The sequence below is a fragment of the Streptococcus oralis genome (assembly GCF_001588645.1).
Classification (GTDB): Bacteria; Bacillota; Bacilli; order Lactobacillales; family Streptococcaceae; genus Streptococcus; species Streptococcus oralis_AB.
The window spans coordinates 1-292 of record NZ_LAYF01000051.1; the positions used below are offsets into that span (position 1 = coordinate 1).

General features: G+C 49.0%; 1 protein-coding gene. It reads left to right on the forward strand.

Annotated features, from left to right (window positions below; all coding sequences use genetic code 11):
* The coding region (locus A0739_RS10760; RefSeq protein ID WP_269139519.1) for a hypothetical protein at positions 1–292 on the forward strand (292 nt) is incomplete at both ends.

The window sequence follows — 292 nt, forward strand, 5'->3', positions numbered from 1 at the left end:
ATGCTTGTGCTTACTGATTCAGATGCACTGATTGAAGCAGACACGCTGTTGCTCGTGCTTGTGCTTGCTGATTCAGATGCACTGATTGAAGCGGACACGCTGTTGCTCATGCTTGTGCTTGCTGATTGGCTTGCACTGATTGAGGCGGACACGCTGTTGCTCATGCTTGTGCTTGCTGATTCAGAAGCACTAATTGAAGCAGACACGCTGTTGCTCATGCTTGTGCTTACTGATTCAGATGCACTGATTGAAGCAGACACGCTGGTGCTCATGCTTGTGCTTGCTGATTCAG